Source organism: Serratia sp. CY82433 (genome assembly GCF_052166535.1).
Classification (GTDB): domain Bacteria; phylum Pseudomonadota; class Gammaproteobacteria; order Enterobacterales; family Enterobacteriaceae; genus Serratia; species Serratia sarumanii.
In genome coordinates, this window is record NZ_JBJNOR010000001.1 from 580,799 (window position 1) to 597,451 (window position 16,653).

The 16,653-nt window shown below is 64.2% G+C and carries 14 protein-coding genes; 10 read left to right on the forward strand and 4 right to left on the reverse strand.

The window, feature by feature from the left end; all coding sequences use genetic code 11:
* Positions 1-35 precede the first annotated feature (35 nt).
* Positions 36-2,234: an ATP-dependent DNA helicase DinG gene (gene dinG / locus ACJ8PI_RS02960; protein ID WP_033637643.1), complete on the forward strand. Its 2,199-nt coding sequence runs from the start codon at positions 36-38 to the stop codon at positions 2,232-2,234.
* Here the strand turns inward: dinG and ACJ8PI_RS02965 are convergent, their stop codons facing one another.
* Positions 2,235-2,669: an Lrp/AsnC family transcriptional regulator gene (locus ACJ8PI_RS02965; protein ID WP_033637644.1), complete on the reverse strand. Its 435-nt coding sequence runs from the start codon at positions 2,667-2,669 to the stop codon at positions 2,235-2,237.
* A 136-nt stretch (positions 2,670-2,805) separates the two neighbouring features.
* Between ACJ8PI_RS02965 and ACJ8PI_RS02970 the strand changes: the two genes are divergently transcribed.
* Positions 2,806-3,714 carry a DMT family transporter gene (locus tag ACJ8PI_RS02970; RefSeq protein ID WP_041034093.1) on the forward strand — a complete coding sequence of 303 codons (909 nt, stop codon included), beginning with the start codon at positions 2,806-2,808 and terminating at the stop codon, positions 3,712-3,714.
* A 3-nt stretch (positions 3,715-3,717) separates the two neighbouring features.
* Here ACJ8PI_RS02970 and prpR read toward each other — a convergent pair whose 3' ends face one another.
* Positions 3,718-5,307: a propionate catabolism operon regulatory protein PrpR gene (prpR, locus tag ACJ8PI_RS02975; RefSeq protein WP_164134056.1), complete on the reverse strand. Its 1,590-nt coding sequence runs from the start codon at positions 5,305-5,307 to the stop codon at positions 3,718-3,720.
* A gap of 245 nt (positions 5,308-5,552) precedes the next feature.
* Here prpR and prpB point away from each other — a divergent pair, with 245 nt between their 5' ends.
* From prpB to ACJ8PI_RS02995, 4 genes are all read left to right on the forward strand, one after another.
* Complete coding sequence (gene prpB / locus ACJ8PI_RS02980) at positions 5,553-6,443, forward strand: methylisocitrate lyase (RefSeq protein ID WP_033646893.1); 891 nt, start codon at positions 5,553-5,555, stop codon at positions 6,441-6,443.
* A 33-nt stretch (positions 6,444-6,476) separates the two neighbouring features.
* Positions 6,477-7,640: a bifunctional 2-methylcitrate synthase/citrate synthase gene (gene prpC, locus ACJ8PI_RS02985; RefSeq protein WP_033646891.1), complete on the forward strand. Its 1,164-nt coding sequence runs from the start codon at positions 6,477-6,479 to the stop codon at positions 7,638-7,640.
* Between the two features lie 50 nt (positions 7,641-7,690).
* Positions 7,691-9,142 carry a bifunctional 2-methylcitrate dehydratase/aconitate hydratase gene (locus ACJ8PI_RS02990; RefSeq protein WP_164134165.1) on the forward strand — a complete coding sequence of 484 codons (1,452 nt, stop codon included), beginning with the start codon at positions 7,691-7,693 and terminating at the stop codon, positions 9,140-9,142.
* 79 nt (positions 9,143-9,221) lie between these two features.
* A complete protein-coding gene (locus tag ACJ8PI_RS02995; protein WP_048321374.1) occupies positions 9,222-9,851 on the forward strand; it encodes a LysE family translocator in 630 nt (209 codons plus the stop codon).
* On the opposite strand, the gene ACJ8PI_RS03000 is transcribed toward ACJ8PI_RS02995, so the two are convergent.
* Positions 9,848-10,687 carry a helix-turn-helix transcriptional regulator gene (locus tag ACJ8PI_RS03000; protein ID WP_033637650.1) on the reverse strand — a complete coding sequence of 280 codons (840 nt, stop codon included), beginning with the start codon at positions 10,685-10,687 and terminating at the stop codon, positions 9,848-9,850. The genes ACJ8PI_RS02995 and ACJ8PI_RS03000 overlap by 4 nt on opposite strands.
* A gap of 99 nt (positions 10,688-10,786) precedes the next feature.
* Between ACJ8PI_RS03000 and ACJ8PI_RS03005 the strand changes: the two genes are divergently transcribed.
* The 4 genes from ACJ8PI_RS03005 to ACJ8PI_RS03020 are packed head-to-tail and all read left to right on the forward strand — an operon-like array spanning position 10,787 to position 15,798.
* The gene (locus tag ACJ8PI_RS03005) at positions 10,787-12,211 is read left to right on the forward strand and encodes an MFS transporter (protein ID WP_164134057.1); all 1,425 of its coding nucleotides are present in this window, start codon (positions 10,787-10,789) and stop codon (positions 12,209-12,211) included.
* 56 nt (positions 12,212-12,267) lie between these two features.
* Entirely contained in the window at positions 12,268-12,897 is a 630-nt protein-coding gene (locus ACJ8PI_RS03010) for an FMN-binding negative transcriptional regulator (protein ID WP_060429008.1), read from the forward strand.
* Positions 12,898-12,935: 38 nt separating this feature from the next.
* Positions 12,936-13,895, forward strand: coding sequence for a DNA-binding protein YbiB (gene ybiB / locus ACJ8PI_RS03015; protein WP_164134058.1), 960 nt, complete (start codon positions 12,936-12,938; stop codon positions 13,893-13,895).
* 46 nt (positions 13,896-13,941) lie between these two features.
* Positions 13,942-15,798, forward strand: coding sequence for a M3 family metallopeptidase (locus ACJ8PI_RS03020; RefSeq protein ID WP_164134059.1), 1,857 nt, complete (start codon positions 13,942-13,944; stop codon positions 15,796-15,798).
* A gap of 66 nt (positions 15,799-15,864) precedes the next feature.
* On the opposite strand, the gene ACJ8PI_RS03025 is transcribed toward ACJ8PI_RS03020, so the two are convergent.
* Positions 15,865-16,500: a carbonic anhydrase gene (locus ACJ8PI_RS03025; protein ID WP_004939270.1), complete on the reverse strand. Its 636-nt coding sequence runs from the start codon at positions 16,498-16,500 to the stop codon at positions 15,865-15,867.
* Between the last annotated feature and the right edge of the window lie 153 nt (positions 16,501-16,653).

Here is a 16,653-nt window from a genome sequence, read left to right on the forward strand (position 1 = left end):
CAATAGCGCCATCATTTCGTTTAGATAAGAGTTGAATGGCGCTCTCCTCCGCAGTTAAAGATCAGATTGGCCAGTGGTACAAAGCCCTGCAGCAGCAAATACCGGATTTTATTTCCCGCGCGCCCCAGCGCCAGATGATCGCCGAGGTGGCGAAGACGCTGGCCGGTGACTACCCGCGCCATCTGGCGATCGAGGCGCCGACCGGCGTCGGCAAAACGCTGTCATACCTGATCCCGGGCATCGCCGTCGGGCGGGCGGAGAGCAAACCGCTGGTGGTCAGCACCGCCAACGTGGCGCTGCAGGACCAGATCTACAGCAAGGATTTGCCGCTGCTGAAAAAGATTATCCCCGATCTGAAATTTACCGGCGCCTTTGGCCGCGGGCGCTACGTGTGCCCGCGCAACCTGGCGGCGATGAGCACCGACGTCAGTCAACAGGGCGATCTGACGCTGTTCCTCGACGACGAGCTGGCGCCGTCCAGCGGCGAAGAGCAGGCGCTGTGCCAGAAGCTGACCAAGGCGCTGGCCCGCTTCGAGTGGGACGGGCTGCGCGATCACTATCAGCAGAGCATCGACGATCCGCTGTGGGCCAAGCTGAGCACCGACAAGGCCAACTGCCTGGGGCGCAACTGCCACTACATTCGCGAATGCCCGTTCTATATCGCCCGCAAAGAGATCGAGAGCGCCGACGTGGTGGTGGCCAACCACGCCCTGGTGATGGCGGCGCTGGAGACGGAATCGGTGCTGCCGAACCCGAAAGAGCTGTTGCTGGTGCTGGACGAAGGCCACCATTTGCCGGAGGTGGCGCGCGACGCGCTGGAGATCGACGGGGAAATCACCGCGCTGTCGACCAACCTGCAACTGGACATGATCGTGCGCCAGGTCGAGCAGTGCATGACGCAGTACCGGCCGAAGAATCCGCCGGGGCTGGCCAACAGCGAGCGGCTGAAAAACCATTGCGAGGAGCTGCGCGAGCTGGTGCAGATCTTCGAGCATCAGGTCAGCGCCTATCTGCCCGGCGACAGCGTGGCGGCCGAGCACCGTTTTGAAATGGGCGAGCTGCCGGCGGAGATGGTGGAGAGCTGCGCGCGGTTGTTCAAACTGACCGACGCGCTGCGCGGGCTGGCGGAGTTCGTGCTTAACGATCTCACCGAGCAGACCGGCAAGCATGACATCGTGCGCCTGCACCGGTCGATCATTCAGATGAGCCGCACGCTGGGTTATCTGGAGGCGATGAGCAAGCTGTGGCGGCTGGCGGCGCTCGACAAATCCTCCAACGCGCCGATCTCCAAATGGGTCACGCGCGAGCTGCGCGATAACGTCACTCATCTTTACCTGCACTGCGTCGGCATCCGCGTCAGCGACCAGTTGGAGAAGCTGCTGTGGCGCAAGGTACCGCACGTGGTGGTCACCTCGGCCACGCTGCGTTCGCTGAACAGCTTCGCGCGTTTGCAGGAGATGAGCGGGCTGAGCGAGAAGGCCGGCGATCGTTTCGAAACGCTCTCTTCGCCGTTCAATCACGTCGAACAGGGCAAGATTGTCATTCCGCAGATGCGCTACGAACCGGCGCTCGCCAACGAGGCGGAACACCTCGAGGAGATGGCGCGATGTTTCCGCGCCGAGCAGGCGAGCGGCAAACACAAAGGCATGCTGATCCTGTTCAGCAGCCACCGGGCGATGCAGACTTTCCTCAGCTACGTGACCGATCTGCGGCTGATGCTGCTGGTGCAGGGCGACCAGCCGCGCTACCGGCTGGTGGAAGAGCACCGCAAGCGGGTGGAGAAGGGCGTCGCCAGCGTGCTGGTGGGGCTGCAATCGTTCGCCGAAGGGCTGGATCTGAAAGGCGAGCTGCTGACCCAGGTACACATTCACAAAATTGCGTTCCCGCCGATCGACAGCCCGGTGATCATTACCGAAGGCGAGTGGCTGAAATCGCTGAAGCGCTATCCGTTCGAAGTGCAGAGCCTGCCGAGCGCCTCGTTCAACCTGATCCAGCAGGTCGGTCGCCTGATCCGCAGCAACCAATGCTACGGCGAGATCGTGATCTACGATCGCCGGCTGTTGACCAAAAACTACGGTTCGCGGCTGTTGGCGTCGCTGCCGGTGTTCCCGATCGAACAGCGCGCGGTGCCGGAGGCCGACAAGGCGCATCTGGCGGCGCTGAAATCCGCCGCCGACGCGGCCAAAAAAGAGAAGAAGCGCGGCAACCCGTTCGCCCGCAAGCGGCGGCGTTAATCAGAGCAGCGGCGGCAGGCGGCGCTTGACCGGCGTGGTTTTCACGATCGAGGTGTTGCTCTGCGCCTGCTCGGCCAGCCGATCGAGGGTGTGGTCGAGCTGCGCCATCGAGTGCGCCACCAGCCGCACGATAAAGCAGTCTTCGCCGGTCACCTTGTCGCATTCGACCACTTCCGGGATCGCCTGAATCAGCTGTTCAACCTTCTTCAGCATGCCCGGCAGCGGCTTGATGCGCACCAGCGACTCGAAGGCGTAGCCCACCGCCTGTAGATTGACGTTCAGGGTATAGCCCTGGATCACGCCGCTTTCCTCCAGCCGCCGCAGCCTTTCCGACGTGCTCGGCGACGACAGCCCCACCTGCGCGCTCAGCGTCTTCAACGACGCGCGCGCGTCCTGCGCCAAAAGAGTCAGGATCTGGCGATCGATATCATCCATAACGCCTCCGTTAGGTATTTTCTTTATTATAACTACGAGAAAAAGGCAGTTAAGCATATCTGCCTTTTTTATGCTATGGAAAGCCGCCCGGCGAAGCCGCAAGCTATGCCTCTGGGCAAGTTTGGAGGAACGCAGAATGAATGCAGAGATAAAACGCGGCTCGCTGGAGATGACGGCGGCGATGCTGATTTCCGGCTCCATCGGCTGGTTTGTGCTGATGTCCGGCCAGCCGGTGGTCAACGTGGTGTTTTGGCGCTGCGCGGTGGGGGCGCTGGTGCTGCTGGCGGTGTGCGGCGCGCTGGGGCAGCTGCGGCGCGATGTGCTGACGCGCGCCACGCTGCTGCTGGCGATCGCCGGTGGGGTGGCGTTGGTGATCAACTGGCTGCTGCTGTTTGCCGCCTATTCCTATGCCTCTATCTCCATCGCCACGGCGGTGTACAACACCCAGCCGTTTATGCTGGTGGGGCTGGGGGCGCTGTTTCTGGGGGAACGGCTGACCGCCCGCAAGCTGCTGTGGCTGGGGCTGGCGTTCGGCGGCATGATGCTGGTGGTGCTGGCGCAGCCGCGGCAGGCGGGGGAACAGAGTCATTATTTGGCGGGCATCGCGCTGGCGCTCGGCGCGGCGTTTTTTTACGCCCTGATGGCGCTGGCGGCCAAGCGGCTGAAGGGCACGCCGCCGCATCTTATTGCGCTGATCCAGGTGGCGGTAGGGGCGGTGATGCTGTTGCCGCTGGTGGATTTCCACGTTTCGGCCAGCGCTGGGCAGTGGGGCATGCTGGCGACGCTCGGCGTGCTGCACACCGGCCTGATGTACGTGCTGATGTACGGCGCGCTGCAGAAGCTGCCGACCAACCTGATCGGCTCGCTGTCGTTCATCTACCCGATCGCCGCCATGCTGGTGGATCGCCTGGCGTTTGGCCACCGGCTGTCGGCCTGGCAGCTGTTGGGCGCGGCGATCATCCTGCTGGCGGCGGCGGGCATGAACCTGCTGGGCGAGCGGCGAGCACAGCTGCTGCCGGCCTCGGACGGCCGGCGCGCCGGCTGATGCTCAGTTCGTTTTTTTCAGCCGGCGCCATAAGGTGGTGCGGCTGATCCCGAGCAATCGGGCGGCGGCGGCGTGGTCGCCTCCGCATCGCGCCAGCGCTTCGTGGGCGGAGACGGGCGCTGGCGGCGTCTCGGACGGCGTGGCCGCCGCCAGCTCCGGCAGCAGCCAGCGCAGCGTCTCGCCGCTCGGCGCGGTGCCGGTGCTCAGCATCAGCGCCACCCGCTCCATCATGTTGCGCAGTTCGCGCAGGTTGCCGGGCCAGGCGTAATGACTCAGCGCGGCGTAACAGCCGGCCAGGGCGGCGCGCAGCGGCTCCGTCAGCGGCACGTCGAGCGCCGCCAGCGACCGCTTCAGAAAGTGTTCCGCCAGCATCGCGATATCGTCGCCGCGCGCCCGCAATGGCGGCAGCTGCAGCCGCAGGGCGCTCAGGCGGTAGAACAGATCGGCGCGAAAACCGCCCCGTTGAATCGCCTGCTCCAGGTGGTTGTGGGTGGCGCTGATGACGCGAAAGTCGACCACCACCGGCTGCTGCCCGCCGACCCGGGTGACGGCCTTCTCTTCCAGCGCGCGCAACAGCCGGGTTTGCAGGTGCAGCGGCATTTCGCCGATCTCATCCAGAAACAGAGTGCCGCCGTTGGCGGTTTCCAACAGCCCGCGCCGGCCGCCGCGCCGTGAGCCGGTAAAGGCGCCTTCCTCATAGCCGAACAGCTCCGCCTCCAGCAGCGATTCGGCGATGGCGCCGCAGTTGATGGCGACGAACGGCGGCGTCGCGCCTCTGGCCGGCGCGCCGCGCCGGGAAAAGTATTCCCGGTGGATCGCCTGCGCCGCCAGCTCCTTGCCGGTGCCGGTTTCTCCTTCAATTAATACCGCCGCCGGCGATCGGGCGTACAGCATGATGGTGCGCCGCGTCTGCTCCATCTGCGGGGAGTCGCCTTGCAAATCGCTCAGCCCGTAGCGCGGCTGCAGGGTATTGCGCGCGGCGTAATCGCCGCCGCGTTTGCCGCCGCCCAGCATCAGGCGCGTCACGTCCAGCGCATCGCTGAAGGCGGCGCGCAGGGTGGCGGCGGAATAGAGAAAAATGGCGGTGAGCCCGGCCTCTTCCGCCAACTCGCTGATGAGGCCCGCTCCAACCACGGCCTGAATGCCGGCGGCTTTCAGCTCGGCGATCTGGCCGCGCGCGTCCTCTTCGGTGACGTAGCTGCGCTGCTCCAGCGGCAGATCGAAGGTCTGCTGGAACTCCAGCAGCGCGGGCAGAGGGGTTTTATAGGTGATGACGCCGATCCGATCGGCGGTTCTGCGCGCCTTGCTCAGCGCCTGCAGCAGGTCGAAGCCGCCGGGCTTGACCAGGATGACCGGCACCGACAGGCGGCTTTTCAGGTAGGCGCCGTTGGAGCCGGCGGCGATGATGGCGTCGCAAGGCTCGGTAGCCAGGCGGGCGCGGATGTGCTGCACCGCCTCCTCAAAGCCGAGGCGGATCGGGATGATGGTTGCCAGATGGTCGAACTCGAGGCTGATGTCCCGGAACAGATCGAACAGGCGGGTGATGGAGATGGTCCAGATCACCGGTTTGTCCGGCGTGACGTGATCGCTCATGGTGGGTTACCGAATGGAAGTGGCTGCATTAGGTGTAGCCCGGTTTCAGTTATGTTTCAAATTTTCTGCGTGAAACAGCGATTGAAACGTTAGCTGAAACGTTTTTTACCTCTTTGTCTGGCCGATTGCGCTGAAGATGTTGTAACTCGCTTATTTTTATCGATTTTAATTTTTCGCCTCACCGAAGTGCAACCTGGCCCGTCCCTTGCTCTGTCTGTTTCATCTGGCTAATCGGAGAAAACGTCATGACGCTGCGCTCACCCGGGCTCGCCTTTCGTCAGGCCCTGAGTAAAGAAAAACCCCTGCAAATCGCCGGCGCGATCAACGCCAACCATGCGCTGCTGGCCCAGCGGGCCGGATTCCAGGCCATCTACCTTTCCGGCGGCGGCGTGGCGGCCGGTTCGCTGGGGCTGCCGGATCTGGGCATTTCGACCCTGGACGATGTGCTGACCGACATTCGCCGCATCACCGACGTTTGCCCGCTGCCGCTGCTGGTGGATGTGGACAGCGGTTTCGGCGCTTCGGCGTTCAACGTCGCCCGCACGGTGCGATCGGTGAGCAAGGCCGGGGCGGCGGCGCTGCATATCGAAGATCAGGTCGGCGCCAAGCGCTGCGGCCATCGCCCCAATAAGGCCATCGTTTCCACCGGAGAGATGGTGGATCGCATCAAGGCGGCGGTGGATGCGCGCAGCGATCCGGACTTCGTGATCATGGCGCGCACCGATGCGCTGGCGGTGGAGGGGCTGGAGGCGGCCATCGAGCGCGCTCAGGCTTACGTGGCGGCCGGGGCCGACATGCTGTTTCCGGAAGCGATCACCGAGCTGGGCATGTACCGCCGCTTTGCTGAGGCGACGCAGGTGCCGATCCTGGCCAACATCACCGAATTCGGCGCAACGCCGCTGTTTACCACCGACGAACTGCGCAGCGCCCAGGTGGATATGGCGCTGTATCCGCTGTCGGCCTTCCGGGCGATGAACCGCGCGGCGGAGCGGGTGTACCGCGCTTTGCGCGAGGAGGGCACGCAGAAAAGCGTCATCGACACCATGCAGACCCGCAACGAGCTGTACGAAAGCATCAACTACTATTTGTTCGAAGAGAAACTCGACGCCCTGTTCGCTCGCCAACGCGACGAATAGGCGCCATTCACGCACAAGCCAAACGAGGACGGTATGAGCCAAGCGATCCCCCCGCAAAGCCCGACTGGCGTTAAGCCGAAAAAATCCGTGGCGTTATCCGGCGTGCCCGCCGGGAATACCGCGCTGTGCTCCGTAGGGCGCAGCGGCAACGATCTGCACTATCGCGGTTACGACATTCTCGATCTCGCGCGCCACTGCGAGTTTGAAGAGGTCGCCCACCTGCTGATCCACGGCAAGTTGCCCAACCGCGATGAGCTACAGGCCTACAAACACCGTCTCAAAGCCCTGCGCGGCCTGCCCGCCAGCGTGCGCACGGTGCTCGAGGCGTTGCCTGCGGCGTCTCACCCGATGGACGTGATGCGTACCGGCGTCTCGGCCCTCGGCTGCACGCTGCCGGAAAAAGAGCAGCACGGCGCGGCCGGCGCGCGCGACATCGCCGACCGGCTGCTGGCGTCGCTGGGATCGATGCTGCTGTATTGGTATCACTACAGCCACAACGGCGAGCGCATTCAGCCGGAGACCGACGACGATTCCATCGGCGGCCACTTCCTGCACCTGCTGCACGGCGAAGCGCCTTCCGCCAGTTGGGAGCAGGCGATGCACGCTTCCTTGATCCTGTACGCCGAGCATGAGTTCAACGCCTCGACCTTCGCCGGCCGGGTGATCGCCGGCACCGGATCCGACGTCTATTCGGCGATCGTCGGCGCCATTGGCGCGCTGCGCGGGCCGAAACACGGCGGCGCCAACGAGGTGTCGCTGGAGATCCAGCAACGCTATGAAACGCCGGACGAAGCGGAAGCCGACATTCGCCGCCGCATCGACAACAAAGAGGTGGTGATCGGCTTCGGGCACCCGGTGTACACCGTCTCCGATCCGCGCCATCAGGTGATCAAAGAGATCGCGCTGCGCCTGTCGCGGGAGGCGGGGGCGATGAAGCTGTATGACATCGCCGATCGGCTGGAAAGCGTGATGCGCGACACCAAAAAGATGTTCCCCAACCTCGACTGGTTCTCGGCGGTGTCTTATCACCAGCTGGGGGTGCCCACCGAAATGTTCACGCCGCTGTTTGTCATGGCGCGGGTGAGCGGCTGGTCGGCGCACATCATCGAGCAACGGCAGGACAACAAAATCATTCGCCCGTCCGCCAACTATACCGGGCCGGAAGCGCGGGCGTTCGTACCGCTGGATCAGCGCTGAGCGCCGATCGCTATCGTGTCGTTTTCACTATGGAGCCTTTGGGAATCATGATGCTTGAGTCTGCCAACACCCGCCGTCCGCCGTTCGATCGCGAAATGGTCGATATCGTCGATTATGTGATGAAAGAGGCCGTCGATACCCCGGCGGCGTACCGCACCGCCCACTATTGCCTGCTCGATACCCTCGGCTGCGGGCTTGAGGCGCTGAGCTATCCGGCCTGCAAGAAACTGCTGGGGCCGGTGGTGCCGGGCGCCGAGGTGCTGAACGGCAGCCGGGTGCCGGGCACCCGCTTCCAGCTGGATCCGGTGCAGGCGGCGTTCAATATCGGCGCCATGATCCGCTGGCTCGACTTCAACGACACCTGGCTGGCGGCGGAGTGGGGGCACCCGTCGGACAACCTGGGCGGGATCCTGGCGGTGGCCGACTGGCTCTCGCGCCAGGCGGTGGCGGCGGGCAAAGCGCCGCTGACCATGCGGCAGGTGCTGATCGCCATGATCAAGGCGCATGAGATCCAGGGCTGCCTGGCGCTGGAAAATGCCTTTAACCGGGTGGGGTTGGATCACGTACTGCTGGTGAAGGTGGCGTCCACCGCGGTGGTGGCGCAGATGTTCGGCCTGAGCCGGGCGGAGATCCTGAACGCGGTGTCGCTGGCGTGGGTGGACGGGCAGTCGCTGCGTACCTATCGCCACGCGCCGAACGCCGGCACCCGCAAATCCTGGGCGGCGGGTGATGCGACCGCGCGCGCGGTGCGGCTGGCGCTGATGGCCGCCACCGGCGAGATGGGCTATCCCTCGGCGCTGACGGCGCCGACCTGGGGGTTCTACGACGTCTCTTTCAACGGCCAACCTTTTCGCTTCCAGCGGCCGTACGGCGCGTATGTGATGGAGAACGTGCTGTTTAAAATTTCGTTCCCGGCGGAGTTCCATGCCCAGACCGCCGTGGAGGCGGCCATGACGCTGCATCGCCAGATGCAGGCCGCCGGCAAAACCGCCACCGACATCGCCAGGGTGAGCATCCGCACCCACGAGGCCTGCCTGCGCATTATCGACAAGCAGGGGCCGCTGGATAACCCGGCGGATCGCGATCACTGCATTCAGTATATGGTGGCGATCCCGCTGCTGTTCGGCCGGCTGACGGCTGCGGACTACGAGGATCGGGTGGCCGAGGATCCGCGCATCGATGCGTTGCGCGGCAAGATCCGCTGCCATGAAGATCCCGCCTTCACCCGCGATTATCACGATCCGGAAAAACGATCGATCGCCAATGCGCTGACGGTGGAGTTTACCGACGGCAGCCGTCTGGATGAGGTGGCGGTGGAGTATCCTATCGGCCATGCGCGGCGGCGCGAAGAGGGTATCCCGCTGCTGGTCGATAAGTTCAAAACCAACCTGGCGCGCCAGTTCCCGGCCCTGCAGCAGCAGCGTATTCTCGAGGTGTCGCTGGACCGGCAGCGGCTGGCGCAGATGCCGGTCAACGAGTATCTCGATCTGTGGGTGATCTGACGCGAGCGGCGCTGACAAGCCACGTCGGCGCCGCTATGATGGGCGCTCCATTCCCGTCCCTCTTCTTATCAGGTGATTCATGATTGATGCCGCAACGCTGTTGTTGTTTTCCGGTGCCTGCGTGGCGCTGGCGCTGACCCCCGGCCCGGATATGCTGCTGATCGCTTCGCGCAGCGTCAGCCAGGGGCGGCGCGCCGGTTTCGCTTCGCTGGCGGGCATTCAGCTCGGCACGTATTGCCACGCGCTGGCGGCGGCGCTGGGGTTGTCGCAACTGTTCGTCGCGGTGCCGCTGGCTTACGACGCGGTGAGAATGCTGGGCGCCGCCTATCTGCTCTATCTGGCGTGGAAAACGCTGCGATCCGGCAGCAGTTTGCAGGCTTCCGCCGGGTTGCAAGCGGTGCCGACGGCGCGCATCTTCCGCCAGGGGCTGTTCACCAACATCCTCAACCCGAAAATGGCGCTGTTCGTGCTGGCGCTGTTTCCGCAGTTTATCGATCCGCGTTCAGGCTCGGTGGTGGTGCAGATGCTGGCGCTGGCGACGGTGCTGAATCTGGTGGGCTTGCTGATTAACGGCGGGGTGATCCTGGCGGTCAGCGGCATGAAAAGCCGCTTCGCCGGCCGCCGCTTCAGCGCCCGCTGGCCGAACTACCTGCTGAGCGGGGTGTTCGCCGGGCTGGCCTGCAAGCTCATTTTCGACAGCCGCCGCTAACCCTCGCGCAGCAGCGCTTCAAACGCCGCGCTGGCCGGTTCGTCCGGCAGCGCGCTGTACATCACCAGCCGCAGGTGATTCTCTTCGTCGACGATGAAAGAGGCGTGGTCAAAGGTGACCGGGCCGATTTCCGGGATGGCGAAGCTGCGCCGTCCCTGGCAGCGCCCGTGAATGTCGTGCTGCCGCCAGAGCTGGCGGAACTGCGGCGACACCCGCTCCAGCGCCTGTACCCGTTGGCGCATCACCTCATCCTCCGGCGCGCGAGCGTAGTCGCGGCGGAAGCTGGCCAGGATTTGCGGCGCCTGCGCCCGCCACTCCAGCAGGCGCGCATTGAGCTGCGGATCGGCAAACAGCATCCACAACATGTTGCGCTCTTCCGGCGGGCGTTCGGCGATGGCGAACAGCCGCTGCGCCGCCGGGTTCCAGGCGATGATGTCCCAACTCAGGTTCATGACGTAGGCCGGCCGCAGCGCTAAATCGTCCAGCAGCCGCCGCACCAGCGGCGAGACCTGGCACCACTGATGGCCGACCGGCACCGGCGGGCGCTGATGCGCCAATAAAAACAGGTGGTAGCGGCCGGCGGCGTCGAGCTGCAGCACCCGCGCCAGGTTTTCCAAAAACGCCACCGACGCATTGATTTCCCTGCCTTGTTCCAGCCAGGTGTACCAGGTAAGGCCGACGCCGGCCAGCGCCGCGACCTCCTCGCGCCGCAATCCCGGCGTGCGGCGGCGGCTGCCGCTCGGCAAACCGACCGCCTGTGGCGACAGCTGTTCTCGCTTTTGACGTAGAAAATCCGCCAGTTCGTGGCGAGTGCGCTCGAGGGTGCGTGGGGGCATGGCGGCCGTCCTGTTGCTGTCAGTAATAGTATAAGTGGCTATATAGTAACAGTTTAAAACATGTTTCATACTGCGGCCATCATAATCTCTGGAGGTGGTATGGAACATTCATTATCTCGTGAACGGCGAGGGTTGGCCGGCCTGCCGGTGCTGCTGTTGGGCGGTTTTGTCACGGTGTTCGATCTGTTTGTGGTCAACGTGGCGGCGCCGGTGATCCAGCGAGAATTCGCCGCCGATTTTGCCGGCGTCGGGTTGATCGTCGCCGGTTATGAACTGGCGTTCGGGGTGCTGCTGATCGCCGGCGGGCGTCTGGGCGATCGCTTCGGACGTCGGCGTCTGTTCAGCCTCGGCATACTGGGATTCACGCTGACTTCATTGCTGTGCGGGTTGGCGGGATCGCTCAGCCTGCTGATCGCCGCGCGTATTCTGCAGGGGGCGGCGGCGGCGCTGCTGTTTCCGCAAATTTACGCCTTGATGCGGGTGCTGTACGAGCCGCAACAGCGGCGGCGCGCCTTCGCCTGGCTGGGCATGACGCTGGGGCTGGCGGCAATCTTCGGCCAGATCCTCGGTGGTTTTATCATCGAGGCCAACCTGTTCGGCAGCGGCTGGCGCATGATCTTTCTGATTAATCTGCCGATCGGCGCGCTGGCGCTGTGGGCGGCGCGGCGCATTCCCGAATCGCGGGTGGCGCAGGCGCAGCGGCTGGACGGCGTTGGCCTGGGGCTGGCGGCGACCGGCCTGTCGCTGTTGCTGCTGCCGCTGCTGGAAGGGCCGGCGCGTGGCTGGCCGTGGTGGATCGCGCCGATGTTGGCGCTGGCAATGCTGACGCTGTGGGGCTTCCTGCGTTGGGAGCGCCGTCTGGCGCAGCGCGGCGACGATGCGGTGCTCGATCCGGCGTTGTTCCGCCAGGCGGGCTTCGCGCCGGGTATGGCGGTGGTGCTGGCGATTTATGCCACCGCTTCCTCGTTTTTCTTGTGTTTCGCGCTGCTGCTGCAGGCGGGGGCGGGGCTGACGCCTTTTCAGGCGGGCAGCCTGTTCGCCCCGGCCAGCGCGGCCTTTATGCTGGCGTCGATGTTGGCGCCCCGGCTGGCGCTGCGTTGGGGCAACCGTGCGTTGAGCGCGGGCGTGGCGATTTACGCCGCCGGGCTGGCGCTGCTGATGGCGCAGGCGCTGTGGGGCGCGGCGCTGGCGCATCCGCTGCGGCTGCTGCCGGGGTTGGTGGTGCTGGGATTCGGCCAGGCGCTGAGCATGACGCCGCTGCTGAATCTGGTGCTCGGTTTGGCGCACGAGCGGCAGGCGGGCATGGCGGCGGGGCTGGTTGCCACCGTGCAGCAGGTGGGGGGCGCGCTGGGCATCGTGGTCAGCGGCGTCGGTTTCGTGCCGCTGCTGGCGCACGGCGGCGCGGCGGAGCGCTATGCCGAGGCCTTTGCCGGCGCCATGGTATTTAATCTGTTGGCGATGGGCGTCGCCCTGATCTTGTTAAACCGGATCACGCGAAATAGTCAGAAAGCGGATCTTAAGTAGGCCGCCGGCGGGTGCTTTACTGTCGTCATGATGAGAGAGCGTAAGGAGCCACACTGATGTTTCAACCCGCCGCATTTCGCGAAGACGATCTGGATGCCCAACTGGCGCTGGTGCGCGCCCACCCGCTGGGGCTGCTGGTCAGCCACGGTGAGCAGGGATTGACGGCCGATCCGCTGCCGTTTTTGGCCGATGTCGAACAGGGGCAGATCCGGCTGCGGGCGCACCTGGCGCGCGCCAACGAGCACTGGCGGCGGCTGCAGCACGCGGCGGAATGCCTGGTGATTTTTCAGGGGTTGGAGGGCTATGTGTCGCCCGGCTGGTATCCGAGCAAGCGCCAGACCGGCAAGGTGGTGCCGACCTGGAATTACAGCGTGGTGCAGCTGTATGGCGTGCCGACGGTGACGGACGACCCGGCCTGGCTGCGGCGCCAGCTGATCGATCTGACCGCGCAGCAGGAAGGAGGGCGCCCGGCGCCCTGGCGGCTCGACGACGCGCCGGCCAACTACATCACCGCGCAGCTTAAAGGCATCGTCGGTATCGAGATCGCCGTCACCCGGCGCGAAGGCAAATGGAAGATGAGCCAAAACCGCAGCGCCGACGATGCCGATGGGGTGATCGCCGGGTTGCGCGACGGCGATGAAACGCAGCGGCGGCTGGCGGAGGAGGTTGAGCGGCGGCGCGGATAGGGTATGCTAACCGAAGAGTGAGCAAGGGGAACCTTCGGATGGATTACACCAAAATTATCAAAGAAATAGGCCGCGGCAAAAACCATGCGCGCGACCTGGATCGGCAGACCGCATTTCAGCTGTATCAGGCGATGCTGGCCGGGGCGGTCCCCGAGCTGGAGCTGGGCGGCATTCTGATCGCGCTGCGCATTAAGGGTGAGGCCGAAGAGGAGATGCTGGGCTTCTACCAGGCGATGCAGCAGCAGGTGTTGCCGCTGCAGGCGCCGCAGGGGCGGCCGCTGCCGGTGGTGCTGCCGAGCTACAACGGCGCGCGCAAGCAGGCCAACCTGACGCCGCTGCTGGCGCTGCTGCTCGCGAAAGTGGGCCTGCCGGTGGTGGTGCACGGCGTGCTGGACGACAGCACCCGCGTGACCAGCGCCGAGATTTTCCGCGCCCTGGGGCTGCCGTGGTCGGAACAGGCCGTTCACGCCCAGCAGCGTCTCGATAACGGCGAGGCGGTGTTCATGCCGGTTTCCGCGCTGTCGGTGCCGCTGGCGCGGCAGCTCGGGCTGCGTTGGCGCATGGGGGTGCGCAACAGCGCGCATACGCTGGCCAAGCTGGCGACGCCGTTCGGCGAACAGGATGCGCTGCGCCTCGCCAGCGTCTCACACCCGGAGTATGTCGGCCGGGTGGCGTCGTTTTTCCGCCAGATCGGCGCCCGCGGGCTGTTGATGCACGGCACCGAAGGCGAAGCCTACGCCAACCCGCTGCGCTGCCCGCAGATTCACTATATTGCCGGCGGCGAACAGCGCGTGTTGCTGGAGCGCACCTTGCAGGATGAAACGCCGACGTTGCCGGCGGCGAAAGACGCGGAAACCACCGCGCGCTGGACCGAGCGCTGCCTGGCGGGCGAGGTGGCGATCCCGCAGGCCATCCAGCGGCAGGTCGCCTGTTGCCTGGTGGCCGCCGGCGAGAGCGAAACGCTGGAACAGGGGCTGCAGCGCCTGCATCAGGCCTGAGCGCGACTATACTGGGATATTTCCTCATCGGCTGAGAAGGACGGTTATGCAACAGGCTCTCGATTACTTCAATCAATTGAATCAGGATTACCTCGACGTACACCGCGCCAAAGAAGAGCTGTTCTGGCAAAACTACATGGGCACCGGCGGTGAAGAGGTGTCGGCGCGCTTTGCCGCCGCGGAAAGCGCCTATAAGCGCTTTATCGCCGAACCGCGCCGGCTGGCGGAGATCCGCAATCTGCTGGCCGGATTGGAAACGCTGCCGCAGGAGGCGCAGCGCGAGGCGCTGATCCACGGCCTGCAAGGTTGGCTCCGCTTCTTCGACTGCAACGCCATTGAAGATCCGCAGGCGCAGGCGCTGTTGGATCGGATCATCCACGCCGAGTCCGATCTCTACGCGCGCCGCAAGGGCTATCAGGTTACGCATCTGAACGCCGAAGGCCGGCGGGTGGCGGCCTCGCTCGGCGAGCTGTTGACCAACCAGGCGACCAACCCGAACGAAGACTACCGCCGCAGCTCGCAGCAGGCGCTGCGCGATCTGGAGCAATGGCTGCTGCATAACGGCCTGCCGGAACTGATTGGCCTGCGCAACCGCTTTGCGCGCCAGATGGGCTATCGCAACTATTTCGACTACAAGGTGAACAAAACCGAGCGCATGACGCCGGAGCAGCTGTTCGCCATTCTGGATCGCTTCGAGCGGGAAACCCGCGAGGCCAACGCCCGCAGCCTGCAGCAACTGGCGGCCGACAAGGGCAGCCAGGCGCTGGAGCCGTGGAACGTGCGCTTCGCCAGCGCCGGCGACGTCACCCGCCAACTGGATCCTTACTTCCCGTTTTCGCGTTCGCTGGAACGCTGGGTCGACAGCTTCAAACGCCTGCACATCGGCTTTGGCGGCGCCGAGATGAACCTCGATCTGCTGGTGCGCAAAGGCAAGTATGAGAACGGCTTTATGCACGGCCCGGTGCCGCCGTTTGTGCGCCAGGGGGAATGGGTGCCGGCGCGCATCAACTTCACCAGCCTGGCGCAGCCGGGGCAGGTGGGCAGCGGGGCTTACGGGCTCAACACCCTGTTCCACGAGGGCGGCCACGCGGCGCATTTCGCCAACATTCGCCAGAATGCGCCGTGCTTCTCGCAGGAATTCCCACCGACCTCGATGGCCTATGCCGAAACCCAGTCGATGTTCTGCGACAGCCTGCTGGACGACGCCGACTGGTTGAAACGCTATGCGAAAAACGCCGCCGGCGAAGCGGTGCCCGATGCGCTGATCGAAGCCGGTATCGCGGCGCGCCAGCCGATGCGCGCGTTCAACGAACGCCATATCCTGCTGGTACCGTACTTCGAGTGGGCGCTGTATCAGTGGGATGACGAGCAGCGCACGCCGGAAGCCATCACCGCGCTGGCGCGCGAGGTCGAGCAGAAGATCCTCGGTATCAGCGGCAGCCCGCGCCCGACGCTGGCGATCCCGCACCTGCTGTCGCTGGAGTCCGCCTGCTCTTATCAGGGTTATCTGCTGGCGATGATGGCGGTGGAACAAACCCGCCAGTTCTTCCTGCAGCGCGACGGTTACCTGACGGACAACCCGGCCATCGGCCCGGATCTGGCGCAACACTATTGGTTGCCGGGCAACAGCGTCAGCCATGATGACACGCTGCGCAGCCTGACCGGCGAAGGGTTCAACCCGGACTATCTGGCGCAGGCCTGTAACCAGACGGTGGCGCAGGCGTGGCGCGAGGCGCAGCAGACGATGGCCGCAGCCGCCGCGCGCCCGCAGCCGCCGGCGGATTTCGATTTGGAGGCGCATATTCGGGTGGTGGACGGCGAGACGGTATTGGCGGACAACGCCGACGGCGACGAACGGATGTGTCGCGATTTCGCCGCGGCGATAGAGGCGCGTTTGGTTTAAGGCTGACAATAAAAAAATCCACGCGGCAGCGTGGATTTTATTTAATGATAAAATCTGGGCGTTATTTTATTCGAAATAGACGTCGGGATTATCGGCCAGGGACACGAAGCTCTTGGTGTTTCTATCCAGCGTACGAATTTCGCCGCTTTCGATGTCGTACACCCAGCCGTGCAGGCGCAGCCCGCTGTTGCGCAGACCCACCGCAACAGAAGGGTGGGTTTTGATATTATTTAGCTGGGCGATAACGTTCTCTTCCACCATAGCGTTAACTTTGTCTGTTTCGCTATTCCAGGTTTTCTTCTCGACCACCGCTTTGGCCGCATCCGCGTAGTGCAGCCAGTGGGCTACCGCAGGCATGGGATCGAGGCACTGACAGGACGCGATAGCCTTCATGGCGCCACAGTTCGAGTGGCCACAAATCACGATATCAGTGACGCCCAGCGCCACTACCGCGTATTCGATAGTCGCAGAAACCCCACCCGGCTCCGGGCCAAAGGAAGGAACGATGTTACCGGCGTTGCGAATAACGAACAGTTGCCCAGGCTCTTGCTGCGTCACCAGCTCCGGCACCAGGCGGCTGTCAGAACAGGAAATAAACAGCGCTTTGGGATTTTGGCTGGAGGCCAGGCTGCGAAAGAGTTCCTTACGCTGCGGGAAAATCTCTTTCTGGAAACTGAGGAAACCTTCAATGATATGTTGCATACAACGCTCTCTGCATCTGTAGTCTGCGTAATATGATAATCATCCTCTTCCGTTAGTCCAGCAATGGCACGGTAAAAAAATGTGTGTACATACCCCCTGTAAACCCCATTAAATACGGGGTTTAAACCCGTTTCCGGCAGCATTGTCCGGTTC

Coding starts and splice junctions, on each gene's coding strand:
- dinG (WP_033637643.1), top strand. CDS start 36: ATGGCGCTCTCCTCCGCAGTTAAAGATCAGATTGGCCAGTGGTACAAA.
- ACJ8PI_RS02965 (WP_033637644.1), bottom strand. CDS start 2,669: ATGGATGATATCGATCGCCAGATCCTGACTCTTTTGGCGCAGGACGCG.
- ACJ8PI_RS02970 (WP_041034093.1), top strand. CDS start 2,806: ATGAATGCAGAGATAAAACGCGGCTCGCTGGAGATGACGGCGGCGATG.
- prpR (WP_164134056.1), bottom strand. CDS start 5,307: ATGAGCGATCACGTCACGCCGGACAAACCGGTGATCTGGACCATCTCC.
- prpB (WP_033646893.1), top strand. CDS start 5,553: ATGACGCTGCGCTCACCCGGGCTCGCCTTTCGTCAGGCCCTGAGTAAA.
- prpC (WP_033646891.1), top strand. CDS start 6,477: ATGAGCCAAGCGATCCCCCCGCAAAGCCCGACTGGCGTTAAGCCGAAA.
- ACJ8PI_RS02990 (WP_164134165.1), top strand. CDS start 7,691: ATGCTTGAGTCTGCCAACACCCGCCGTCCGCCGTTCGATCGCGAAATG.
- ACJ8PI_RS02995 (WP_048321374.1), top strand. CDS start 9,222: ATGATTGATGCCGCAACGCTGTTGTTGTTTTCCGGTGCCTGCGTGGCG.
- ACJ8PI_RS03000 (WP_033637650.1), bottom strand. CDS start 10,687: ATGCCCCCACGCACCCTCGAGCGCACTCGCCACGAACTGGCGGATTTT.
- ACJ8PI_RS03005 (WP_164134057.1), top strand. CDS start 10,787: ATGGAACATTCATTATCTCGTGAACGGCGAGGGTTGGCCGGCCTGCCG.
- ACJ8PI_RS03010 (WP_060429008.1), top strand. CDS start 12,268: ATGTTTCAACCCGCCGCATTTCGCGAAGACGATCTGGATGCCCAACTG.
- ybiB (WP_164134058.1), top strand. CDS start 12,936: ATGGATTACACCAAAATTATCAAAGAAATAGGCCGCGGCAAAAACCAT.
- ACJ8PI_RS03020 (WP_164134059.1), top strand. CDS start 13,942: ATGCAACAGGCTCTCGATTACTTCAATCAATTGAATCAGGATTACCTC.
- ACJ8PI_RS03025 (WP_004939270.1), bottom strand. CDS start 16,500: ATGCAACATATCATTGAAGGTTTCCTCAGTTTCCAGAAAGAGATTTTC.